At 60.8% G+C, this 11,781-nt stretch carries 6 protein-coding genes and 1 pseudogene; 2 read left to right on the top strand and 5 right to left on the bottom strand.

Features of this window, described 5'->3' with window-relative positions; all coding sequences use genetic code 11:
• Positions 1 to 25: 25 nt before the first annotated feature.
• From AC4LE2_RS12520 to AC4LE2_RS12510, 3 genes and pseudogenes are all read right to left on the bottom strand, one after another.
• A pseudogene (locus AC4LE2_RS12520) lies at positions 26 to 222 on the bottom strand (T6SS immunity protein Tdi1 domain-containing protein); the annotation flags it as partial.
• Positions 215 to 1,067 (bottom strand): IS5 family transposase gene (locus AC4LE2_RS12515; protein ID WP_491826070.1). Its coding sequence is split into 2 segments (ribosomal slippage): positions 215 to 727 and positions 729 to 1,067, totalling 852 coding nucleotides; the frame shifts between segments, so codons are not numbered across the junction. The gene AC4LE2_RS12515 and the pseudogene AC4LE2_RS12520, both read right to left, overlap by 8 nt.
• A gap of 72 nt (positions 1,068 to 1,139) precedes the next feature.
• Positions 1,140 to 2,264 (bottom strand): DUF6861 domain-containing protein, encoded by a 1,125-nt coding sequence (locus tag AC4LE2_RS12510; protein WP_491826069.1) that lies wholly within the window; start codon positions 2,262 to 2,264, stop codon positions 1,140 to 1,142.
• Positions 2,265 to 2,954: 690 nt separating this feature from the next.
• On the opposite strand from AC4LE2_RS12510, the gene AC4LE2_RS12505 reads away from it, so the two are divergent.
• Together AC4LE2_RS12505 and AC4LE2_RS12500 are read left to right on the top strand one after the other, a co-directional pair.
• Positions 2,955 to 3,449 (top strand): CesT family type III secretion system chaperone, encoded by a 495-nt coding sequence (locus tag AC4LE2_RS12505; protein ID WP_491826068.1) that lies wholly within the window; start codon positions 2,955 to 2,957, stop codon positions 3,447 to 3,449.
• Positions 3,446 to 6,883: a hypothetical protein gene (locus AC4LE2_RS12500; protein ID WP_491826067.1), complete on the top strand. Its 3,438-nt coding sequence runs from the start codon at positions 3,446 to 3,448 to the stop codon at positions 6,881 to 6,883. Before AC4LE2_RS12505 ends, AC4LE2_RS12500 begins: the two co-directional genes overlap by 4 nt.
• A 21-nt stretch (positions 6,884 to 6,904) precedes the next feature.
• Here the strand turns inward: AC4LE2_RS12500 and AC4LE2_RS12495 are convergent, their stop codons facing one another.
• A complete protein-coding gene (locus tag AC4LE2_RS12495) occupies positions 6,905 to 10,543 on the bottom strand; it encodes an AAA family ATPase (RefSeq protein ID WP_491826066.1) in 3,639 nt (1,212 codons plus the stop codon).
• Positions 10,540 to 11,772, bottom strand: coding sequence for an exonuclease SbcCD subunit D C-terminal domain-containing protein (locus tag AC4LE2_RS12490; protein ID WP_491826065.1), 1,233 nt, complete (start codon positions 11,770 to 11,772; stop codon positions 10,540 to 10,542). The genes AC4LE2_RS12495 and AC4LE2_RS12490 overlap by 4 nt, the downstream gene beginning before the upstream one ends.
• Positions 11,773 to 11,781 lie beyond the last annotated feature (9 nt).

Raw genomic sequence — 11,781 nt, 5'->3', positions numbered from 1 at the left:
CAATGGTTTGGAGCCTGGCCTGGCCTTACACGCCGTAAGGCTTAAGCTGTGCGAGCTGGGCCAGCAGGATCAAATGCTCCACTGCTTTTAGTTTCTCAACGTGATCAAGCGTTGCCGATCCACCCAGCATTAACGCTGGAACAAAACCATACATTTCATCATGGCGCAGCGTGCCGAGTTTTTTCTTGCCGGGTTAAATAAATCTTCTAGATCGTTAGGCTCTGTACGAAATTAACTGTCGCAAACACCTTAACGAACAGGCGAGTGAAACCATCGCTGAAAAGCTTTTGGCCAGCTTGTCGTAGCGCGTACCAATCCGGCGATTTTCCTTTAGCCAGCCAAACATCCGTTCAATGATGTTGCGCTGAGCATACTTGGGCTTGTCGAACAGTCGGGGGAGTCCAGGGCGGGGCTTGCGCTTCATGGTCCTGGGTGGGATCACCGGCTGCATACGGTCGCGGTCGCAGTACTGGCGCAGCGCTTCGCAGTCGTACCCTTTATCTGCAAGCAGCCACTTGCAACGTTTGCGAGGACGGCCACGTAGGGTAGGCACATAGGCCTCGTCGAGCAGTGATTGTGCGTAGTTGATGTCACTGGCGTTGCCGCCTGAAAGCAGAAAACGCAACGGTATGCCGTTGGCATCGCAGAGCATGCGAATCTTGGTGGTCAGTCCACCCCGGCTACGACCGAGCGCATGATCCTGCGGTTCTTCAGACCCCCTTTTTCCCGGCGCCGCTGGCGGCTCGGGTGGCGCGTACTGCCGTGGAGTCAATCATCCACGTCTGCACGTCGATGAGTCCCTGTTCGTTGAGCCGTACATGCAGGCGCTTGAGCACCTGATCGAACGTGCCTGAATTTCTCCAGTCACGGAAGCGTTGATAGACCGTTGACCAAGGACCGAAACGTTCAGGCATATCCCGCCAGGCAGCACCTGAACACAGCACCCAGAGGATGCCGTTGAGCATCAGCCGATCATCGGCCCTGGGGCGCCGGCTGTACCGTGGTGAAGAGAAAAGGTCTGCGATCAACGCCCAGGATTCGTCTGCAATTTCGTAGCGTTTGGCCATCAGAGAAGCTCCCCCTTGATGGACATGAACTTTACTGATTGTGTACGTAGGTGCTAGTTGAAATCGTTTCGATCAATTTCGTACAGAGCCTAGATTCTGAATTTTAGGCCGCCATTGCGGCCCGATACTGGAGTTAACCTGTCTGTCGCCGAAATCGGCTATGACATCCTTGCCACCGGCACTCAGATCGGGGTTATGCAGTCCAGCAAGGTTTGCCATCGTTTCCTTGGCTTTTTTAATTGCAGCTTTCTCCGCTTCGCGTGCGCTCAAGTCTGGAAAATCATTTTGGAAACGCTCTTCTAACTGATCTTGCAAGTCTTTGCGAGCTGTTCTAGCCGCCGCCGGACTACGCTTCAACGGATTAGCGATATTCTCCAAATACTCATCAACCGTCAGCCGATTCAGCCCGTCCTCCTGCCCCTTCAATTGCCGTTCGAACTCCCCAATCTTGGAAGCTGGCATCTTGTCAGCCTTGAAGCACTCGACATTATGAAGCGGCATGGTGTTCGGCCTCCCCTTGGGAGGCTCTTTGTCTTTTCCGGGCGGTCGATTTGGCGACGCCATGTCTTGGGTGGTTAGCGCACCACGAGGAGGTTCTGGCGCTTTCAAATCGGGATGCTGTTTCAGGCCTTCTTCATGTTTGATCATCCACTGGCCAAGCTTTGCGCCTCGCTCGCTGCTTCGCATTTCGGTGGCGAGCGCACCTGCGTTGCCACGGCCTCGTGTCAGATAGGCCACGATAGCGCTGAGCAGGAGAATCACTACGGCCTCATGAGCGCGTGCAATATCCCACGCACCTTGTTGCGCGGCCATGTTGTCATCGGAAAAGGAACCGAACGGATTGCCGGTTCGCTCCCGAGGGCCGTTCCAGGCGGTGGAAACCCCGCGAATGTAGCCCGTAGCTTTCGGCTTGAGGTTTTCTGTAAAGAATTCAGTGATCGAGCCCAGCCCTAGCACGCCCAGCATCCACGTTCCCGCTTGCACACCGACCAGAGCCCCCGCCGTTGCACCTGGGAACGCGCCGATGCCGCCTGCAAGTAACCCCACGCCCCCTCCTATTGTGGCGCCGGTTAATGCACTGCCGACAATGATCATGGCCATGTCGACCACTGCGCTAATCATCTCCCTGAGAATGCTTCCTATATCCAGGTCAGAAAAGCGCTTCAGTAGGCTGTTGGCAGCCTCTTTTTCGCCCAAATCACACGCTCGACGGACGCACCTTATCCGGCGATAGATCAGGTCGATACTGGGTGCATTCAGAAAGCTGGGTGAGCTGAGGGGTTCACGCCCCTTTCGCGTTCCCTGAGCCCGCCCGTTCTAAACAGACGTTCGACATGAGCTTCGATATCGAGCCAACTGGGAACCTTTGTCCATAAAGGCATTCATTGCTCCTGCGTTCGGAGAAAATGGGGAACGTTAAGCGTTGCGCCGTGCCCTGTCAAAAACGATCTTAAGATCCAAACCGCTGATGCAGCGGCAGTCGGCATGGCGCGTGCCTTATGACTCCCATGCTACTGCTGTTTAGGCAGTGTCACGTAGATTAGTGTCAACACATTTCGCGTGCAGAGCGCTAGGGCGCCACGCTCACCTCGCTCAGAAGAGCAACTAGATCGTGAAAGCAAGACGCGCCGTCGGACCTCAAGTTTTTGGCGCCGGTGCGCTAGCGGGCTAATCTGCCCAGGCTGGCCTCACCCTGCGCACGGCAGCGCCCAACCTCCCCGGCGCTAACAGTTAGCCTGGGAATCTGTGACGGCGGGCGCACTGCAGCACAGTAAGCGCCAACAGGCCGCTGCTTATGGAACCCGTATTTCACCTTGCGCCACTTAGCCTGCTTACGCGCCTGCCACCATGGCTTCGGCGTCTGCTGAGGCTAATGGAGCTGCGCATATGGGCGATAACGATTTCCACCAACTGGTTACGCGTTTACTCAGCGTGATCAAACTGGCCCCAAGCCAGATGCCAGCCCAGCTGGCGTATACCCTCAAGGTCGATGACACGCTGCAAATAGACCTGATAGGCCTGCAACCGGGGTTTGTTAATTTGCGCGCCATAGTGGGCCAACTGCCTGGTTCTACCGGGAGCGACACCTTACTGCGCTTGCTCTATGCCAACGCCTTTGCGTTCGAGCACCCGCCTGTGGCCATTGGCATCGATCCCGATACGGCGCACATCATGGTGTGGAGCCGGCAGGCGCTTGCAGAGCTGAGTGACGACACCCGCTGTCAGTGGTTTGACCGTTTTATCCGAGTAGCCTCAGCCGTACAGGCATGGCTGGCCTCGGCCGACCATAGCCGTAGGCTGGAGGTGGACAATGGCGCTAAAGCAACTGCCAGGCATCAACCGCGACCATCCTTGAGTGGCAAGGGAGGGCTAATCCGATGACCCGCTGGGATAAATTGCCTGAAAGCTTTCCCTTCCGCATACGCGACGCTGCCGATGACATCGTTAAGGTCTTCAAGGCTGAACAGGGCGGCCTACTTGACAGCGGTAGAACGGTAGAAATTGAACCCTTCACTAAAGCCAACATGGACAAGATCGACCAAGTCATTCACCTGCTCAGAACACAAGACAAACCGGCAGTTGAATACATTACGAACCAATTTCTCGATACGCACCGTTCCAGCGGCAGGGGCCATGTGGTGGGTGCGTTACTGAGCAATACCGAGACCCAGGGCGATTACTTCGATCTGGATACCGCGGCCAAACAGTGCTTGGCCAACAGGATGGGCAACTGCGATCGGGTCAACGCAACGGCCAACCGCATGATCACCTTGTTTGATATCAAAGCCCCTGTGCTGCTTCATTGGACCGAAGCCGGCAACCACAACGTCACCTTGGTGGGCGACCCGCGCATGAAGGAGTACGCAGAGCGCAACACGTTGGTATTGGATGCCTATGCCGTGTTCCCTATGCCCCACACCCTGGATGAAGCCGCGTATAAGGTGCGCGTTCCCTACGCAAACGAAGAGGGTCACGAAGACCTTGAAGTCTGGGATCCGCACAACCCAGAGGCTGACCGTTTTGAGGATGTTGATCGTCCGCCGGCGATAAGCGACGCATCGCAACACGCCTGGTTACAGGCTAAGGGGTGGCCTACGCGCTACGGTGCGGATGTGGTGAAGGCGTGGCACGATGCAGAAGTGCGGGAAACAGGCAAGGCGCCTGACCGATGGGAATACCTGTTCAGTTGCAAAGACCCGTCAGTGCGCTACACAACCGCCGATGGCGCTTCTGAAGCCAGAAATACATTTCCGAAAGCCTTCGTAGAGCAACGCGCCCAAGGGTTTTTGGAGCTGCATAAACGCTATCCGGAATCGCCGCAGTCGAACCCGACGAAACAGCAAAGTACGCAGCGGGTTTCCATGCGCGCGACCCCCGCAAGAACGAGGGCGGCGCTTGCCAGCAGCGGTGCAGGTGAGCGCGCCTCTACGCTAACCAATGAAGGGCTGAACCTGCAATCAAGGCTGCTGCACGTAACGCCGATGCACACCAAGGTGATCGATTCGCAGACCGGTGAAGTGCTGATGGAAATGCACGGGTCGCAGATTCCGCTCGACAAAGTCAACCATGGCTTCCCCATCAAGGACCCTAAAAAGCCCTACGCGATTCACCCTGACTACGTTTCGCCCACTGACCCGTTCAGCTGTCATAAGAACGTCAAGGTCAAGGGGGTCGAACTGCCGGCAGAAACACGGGGAATCATGCAGCGCTATTTCCCCGTCGAAGCGGCGCAGCCGGGTTATTTCGCGGCACGTGCCGCCGAAGTCAAAGCAGAATATGAGGCTTGCCTCACGGGCGAGAAACCACCTTCTGCAATGAGCTGGACCCCCAAACGCCTAACCGCGCAGGAGTGCCATAACCCGGTGCAGGCCAAGGCCCTGGTCGGCGCCTTCGGTGTACTGGCCGTACCGGGTACCGAACAAAACATTGGGGGCATGGGCCCTGCGTTTGCGGGCGCGGAACTCAAGACAGGCGCGCAGCGCCGGCAATACATTGAACAAACCAGCAAGGGCGCCTTCGATGACTTCTCCATGCGGGCAGGCGACCCCAAGGATGCGACGCAAGTGGCACGCTTCGCACCCTACGGTGGGGGCAACCTTGCACAGTTCATGAATGGCAAGGCCCTGCCAGAGGACCAGGCGCATTTCATCGCAGTGGACGTTATTGTCCATACAGCCAATAAATTCGGTGAACCTCGACGCGTCGTGGCGCCGCATTTCTTTCAGATCGCAGAGGTGCCAGAAGGCAAGCAGGCCATTCTCGATTACGGCGACGGCGGCTATTTCTATGGCGGCAAACGCCCCGGTATGGCGTTGCAAGATCCAGAGGACACGGAGATTAAGACAGAACCCATGGACGATGATGATGTTCCCATGGGCGATGATGCTCCCATGCTACCGGCGAGCAGTTCGCTGACCAGCCCGGCCAGTGCCAAGCGAGCAGCCTCTCGCCCGGCAGCGGGATCAGCGAAGCGGCACCAAGCGGCGTTCGAAGCACGGGTCAATCCGGGGCGGGCAACACGTTCGCAGCACTCGTTAGGTAGCCTTGGCGATAGCGGGCCGTCGGCCGACTCGGCCATTGACGCACGACGTGGTTCAACAGTCAGGCGCATGCATTCGCTGACCCTCAATGAGCCGGATGAATCGGAGGACGATGATCTTTCATCGTTATCGAGCGTGCCTGATACGGAGGAGGATGAGAGCGAATTCGAGGGCAGCGAGGGTGACCACTCGCAAGCCGGTAAAAGGGCCGCTGATGGGCCCAGCAGAGCAAGTGGGAAGGCACCTTCAGGCCCTTATAAGAGCGATGACGAAACCATTGCGCGATTGTCTCCCGGAACCTGGGAGCGAGCCCAGACTATGGCTCAAGAGCCTAAGTTACCGGAGGGCGTTACGTTCCACGAAGCTACCGAGACGAAGCGAAACCCCTACTACCAGTCCCGTTTGCGGCAACAACCGGTGGGGTACTTTACCCTTAACGAAGGCCGAGACAACCTTAAGGCCAGAACCCTTGCCATCGCCATGAGGCTCGAAGCGGAGGCCCGTGAGGGGGCGCCGCGCAAGGATGCGGACATCATTGCCAAGTTCCCGCCAGGGTATTGGGAAAGCGCCCAGGTGACCGCCCAAGAGACGAAGTTGCCAAAGGGCGTGAGTCGTATCGGTAACAGATTCATTGCAAGCATGAAGGTTGACGGTAAAACGAAAAGTCTAGGCAGTTTCTCGATAACCTCAGACCGTCCGGAAGTTATGGCTAAGGCTTTGGCCATTGCTACCAGGGCTATAGGCGTAATGGGTAATGACGTGGACGCCATCGACCAAGCTACGATCGACGGCTTTGAGCCAACTGTATGGGCAACTGCGCAACAGAGTGCTCTAGAACCGCGCTTGCCGCGTGGCGTAACCTTCAGTCCGCCAGGGGCTAAGTCAACCAATGGCCTTTATGGTGTCCAATTCAACAACAAAGCCTGTGGTTCTTTTGCGCTTAGGGAAGGCCGTGGCGATCTCATGGCGCGGAGTTTAGCTATTGCCACCCGCAGCACGTTGGAAGCAGCGGCAGGTAGTGGAGATGCCGCCATCATCGCTGGTTTTGGCCGAGAGTTGTGGGAACGCGCCAAGACAGAAGCCAGAGAGGAACGTTTGCCCAAATACGTCACCTACACCCCGCCAAAGGGCCCCATATCTGCTGTATATAACGCGTGGATGAGGGTTGATGGAAAAAAACTCAGGCTTGCACATTTTTCCGTTATGGCCAACCGCGACGAGCTTACAGCCAAAGCGATGGCGATTGCCAAGCTCTGGGAGGTAAAGCCAGAGTAGGGCCCTGCCGGCGTGAGTACCTCAAGGCACCACACTGACCTCGCTCAGCCCATTGCCCTGACGCTTGACCTGGATCTGCACGGGAATCCGCTCGTGCATTTCCTGCACGTGGGAAATCACCGCCACCTTGCGGCCCTGGGCCTGGAGGTTGTCCAAGGCGTCCATGGCCAGTTGCAGGGATTCAGGGTCCAGGCTGCCGAAGCCTTCGTCGATGAACAGGGACTCGATGCGCAAGGTGCTCGACGCCATGGACGCCAAGCCTAGGGCAAGGGCGAGGGACATCAGGAAGGTTTCGCCGCCACTCAGTGAATGCACCGAACGAACCTCGTCGCCCATCTCCGTATCCACCACCAGTAACCCCAAGGCGCTGCCTCCGCGTTTGAGCCGGTAGCGGCGTACCAATTGAAGGAGCTGGGCATTGGCGTGGCGGATTAGCAAATCAAGGTTGTAAGCCTGGGCGATCTTGCGTAAGCGGTCGCCTTCGGCAGAGCCAATCAGCGCCGAGAGCCGGCCCCAGCGGCGGTGTTCGGCCTGGGCCTGGGCCAATTGTGCGGCCAGGGCTTCGCGGGCTTGGCGTCGACGGTCGTCTTCAAGTTGAGCGGCGCGGGCTTCGGCGCAGGCCTGTTCCAGGCGTTCACATTCGGCGCCAGCGGTCACGAGCGCCTCAGCCAAGGCCTCAGGGCTGAGGTCGTGGGGCTGGGGTTGGGCGTGATGAGCCTGCACCTGTTGTTGGCGTTCGCGCAGCAACACCGCGCCCTGTTCGCGGCGGGTGTGCGCTTGGCCAATCTGCTCACGCAGGGCACTGACGGCGCTGTCGGTGAGCGTCAGAAGCCGCTCCAGCGCGCCATCGCTCAATTGCGGGTGGGCCTGGCGCCAACTCAGCAGGGTCGGCTCCAGTTCGGCAAGCTCCGCCTGGGCACTGGCCTGTTGGTCGGTCAGGGCCTGGTGACGCGAGCGGGCGGCTTGCGCATCGCTCAACGCCTGTTGCAGGCTGGCGCTGGCCTCGGCATGGGCTGCGCGTGCGTAGGTGACGGCCTGTTCCAACTGAGCCTGCCAGGCGTCAGCGCTGGGCTTGCCGCCCAGGTGCTCGGCCAGGGTAGCCCTGGCGTGCTCGCACTGCTGCTCCAGGGCTTGTACATCAGCCTGCAACCCCTCCCGCTGCTGGGCCAGGCCCTTGAGTTGCGCCTCTTCCACCTGAACCTGTTGCTGGCGTTGTTCCTGTGCGCGGGCTTGGGCCTGTTGCTGCTCCAGCAAGCGCAAGCGCTGGTCTAGGGCGCTGGATACGTCTGCCAGCGCAGGGCCTGGGGCCGTGCGCAAACGCTGCAAACGGTCCTCAGGCAGCAGTGTGGCGAAGGCCTGAAGCGCTTCATCGAAGCGCTGCTCTTCACCTTGGAGCTGCTCTTGGTGGTAGTGCAGGGCGCGGGTACTGTCATCCACGGCCTGTTGGGCATGGCGCGATTGTTCGAGCTGGCCGGTGGCCTGAGCCTGGGCCGCCAGCAGCGTTTTGAGTTGCGTGTCGTCGTTATCGATTTGCTGCCGCACCCGGCCCAGGGCCTCGGTGAGCCAGGCCTGACGGCGCGGGGCGGGGGTGGCGAGCAGTTCGTCGTGGCGCGGTAGGGCCTTGAGCGCTTCCAGGGCAGCTGCCTGTTGTGCATCCAGGCGCTGCTGCTGCGCCCTGAGTTGCTTCTGCTGCTCGATCACTGCGGCCACTTCTGCGCGCAGTTCTGCCAAGCGATTAGAAAGCCCTTGCACCCTGGCCTGTGCGGCTTCTATGTCCTCAAGGCCTTGGGCCTCCAAGGCCTGGGCCATGGCGTTGGTATCGGCTGCCTGGCCCTGCGCCGGGTGCTCGGAGCTACCGCATACCGTGCAGGGCTCGCCGGGTACCAAGCCTGCACGCAGCCGCGCCAGGTGCTGGCGTTCGAGTACTTGCAGCGTTACATCCAGAGCCTGGGTGGCGGCCTGGTGTTCGGCACTTACGGATTTGCCCTCGGTGGTGCGCGCCTGGCGCTGTTCAGCCAGGGTTTGTTGTTGCGCGTTGAGCTCGGCAAGCCGCTCCTCCAGCTCAGCCCATCGGCGCCAGTGGTCCTCCAGCGCCCCGAGGCCTTCCAGGCCGCTGCGGTTATCACGGATCAGCCCGCTAAGCAGTTGCAGGCGCTCGCTTAGGTCTCGCGGGTCACCAAGGGTGCCGTTGAGTTCATCCAGCCCTGCCTGCACCCCAGCGTGATGTTCCCGAGCGGCTTCGAGCGCCTGGCGCAGGGCCGGGAGTTCGCTGGCCAGCTCGGCCTTGCGAGCGGCCCCTTTGACCAACTGTTGCAAGCGGGGTTGATACGCGTCCCAGGCACTGGCCAAGCGTGCGAAGGGGGCGCTGGCTTCCAGGCGGGCATCGATCGCTTGGGCCACGTCGGCGCCTTCGCGCTGGGCCTTGGTTAATTCCGCCAGGCCGCGCTCTGCTTCCCTGTACTGCTGCTCAGCCTGGGCCTGGCGGGCCTGTAAAGGCGCCAGTTGTTGCTCCAAGTGGCGCAGCGCGCTGTGCTGCTCGAAGGCCAGGCGCAGTGCTGGTGCTTGGCTGGAGTGGGCGGTACTGGCGGCGTCGAGGGAGGTCTGCGCGGCGGTTAAGGTGGCCTGCACGCTGTGGGCGGCCTGGCCCTTGGCGGCTACGTCGGTATTGGCCTCGGCGATGCCAAGGGTGACGGTGTGCAGTTGTTGGGTCAGGCGCGTTTGCCGCTCCAACACTGGGCGTTGGGGGGCCAGTGCCTCAAGGTGGGCAAGGTCCTGGCGCTCGGCTTCCAGCTGCTGCCACTGCTGCTCGGCGGCGGCCATTTCCTGTTCGGCGGCTTGGGCTTCAGTCGCCAGGCGCAGGCCGTCGCGTTGATGCTGCTGCTGGCCTTCCAGGGCACGCCGCTGGGCTTGAGCGGCGGTCAAGGCCTGGCGGGCGGTGTTCAGGCTGTTATCCAGGGCCAGGCGAGCGTCATCGTCCAAGGCGGCGAAGGCGCCTTCTTGGGCTTGCAGGGCTTCGAGCTGTTGGCGCGCGCTGCGGGCTTTGTCATACGCACGGCGGCCCAAACGGCTATACAGCGCGGTATCCGTGAGTTTCTCCAGCAACTCGCTGCGCTCATTGTCATCGGCCTTCAAAAACGCGCTGAATTCGCTTTGGGCCAGCAACACCGCGCGGGTGAACTGCTCGAAATTCAAGCCTAGGCGGGCTTCAAGCAGGGGGCGGTACTCGCCTTTTTGGGTAGCCAGCAGGCGATCGCTGTCCAGGTCCTGAAGGGTCTGGCGGCTGGGTTGCAGCTTGCCCCCCGCTTTATCCCTGGCGCGGTTGGCCTCCCAGCGTGCGCGGTAGCGCACCCCGTCGATGCCGATGAAGTCCACTTCTGCAAAGCCTGCGCCAGCGCCCCGGCGCAGCAGGTTACGCGGGTCGCCGGTGGCTATTTCGTTGTCCCCGTCGGGTACCTTGGCGTCACGCCCCGTGGCGCCCAGCCGAGGCACCAGGCCGAACAGCGCCAGGCACAAGGCGTCGAGCAGGGTGCTCTTGCCGGCGCCGGTGGGGCCGGTGATCGCGAACAACCCGGCGCTGGCCAGCGGCTCGGCGGTGAAGTCCAAGGCCACCGGGCCTGCCAGCGAGGCCAGGTTTTTCAGGCGAATGGCAAGGATTTTCATGGCTGCTGCTCCAAGTGTTCTTCTTGCAGGAGCAACAGGAAGTCTTCCAGGGTGCTGTCGTCCACCGAGGTGCCGTATTGCTCTTCCCAGGCCCGGCTGAACACCTGCTCGGGGGTGAGTTGCTCCAATTGTTGCAACACCTCGCCCTCGGGCCGCTGACCGCTGCCATGGTAGTCCACGGCAATGCGCACCAGCCGGGCCGCTTTGCCTACCAACGCGGCTTCTATCTGCGCACGCAGGTCCGGTTGAGGCTCGTCGAGCACTACGCGCACTTCCAGCCAGGGGTGCTGCCCCAAGGCGGCGAGCAGGTCCGGGGCCGGCAGCGCGTTCAGGGTAGCCAGCACCTCATCCAGGCGGGCGGGGCCTACCCTTAGCAGGTCCACGGCGCGCGGCACCCGGTGCGCCTGCACCTGCGCCAGTTGATCGCCGGTGAAATCCACCTGCAGCACTTGGTGGGGGTAGTCCACCTCGGAGAACGACAGCGGAATGGGCGAGCCGCTGTAGCGCAAGCGTTGCTCACCGTTAACCTGCTGAGGCTTGTGCAAGTGCCCCAAGGCCACGTAGGCCACGCTTGCGTCGAACAGGCTGGCGGGTAAGGCTTCGGCGCTGCCGATCACCAGGCTGCGCTCGGAATCCATCGAGACTGTACCTCCAGCCATGTGGGCATGGCTGATGGCGATCAAGGGCTGGCCCGGCGCCCGGCGGGCATTGGCGGCGGCAATCAACCGCCGATGTACTTCGCCAATGCCCAACAGGTAATTGTCCCCAAGGTGCGGGCCGGTGACCTCGGCAGGGCGCAGGAAGGGCAGTGCCAGGCACCAGGCGGCCGTGGCGCCGCTGGCATCGGTCAGAGGAATGAGCAAGCGTCCGCTGTCGAGTTCGCCATCGTTAAGCCATAACACGCGGCCAAGGGCATGGGTGCGCAGCCGGCGCATGAGCGGGCCCGGCAGTTCGATGCGTGAGCCGGAGTCGTGGTTACCGGCAATCATCACGATGGTCAGTGACGGTAGCGCTTCATGGGCATTGACGATGAAGTCATACAGCCGCTCCTGAGCCTTTAGCGGCGGGTTGACGGTATCGAAGACATCGCCGGCGATCAGCAGGGCATCTGGGTGCAAGGCCGTGATACGGCCTAGCAGCCAAGTGAGAAACGCATGGTGTTCGTGGTCTCGGTCCTGGCCGTGCAAGCTTTGGCCCAGGTGCCAGTCGGAGGTGTGCAACAAGCGCATGGCAATCTC

The sequence above is a fragment of the Pseudomonas sp. 9.3L genome, assembly GCF_058536285.1.
This window is presented reverse-complemented; position numbering and strand designations above follow the sequence as displayed.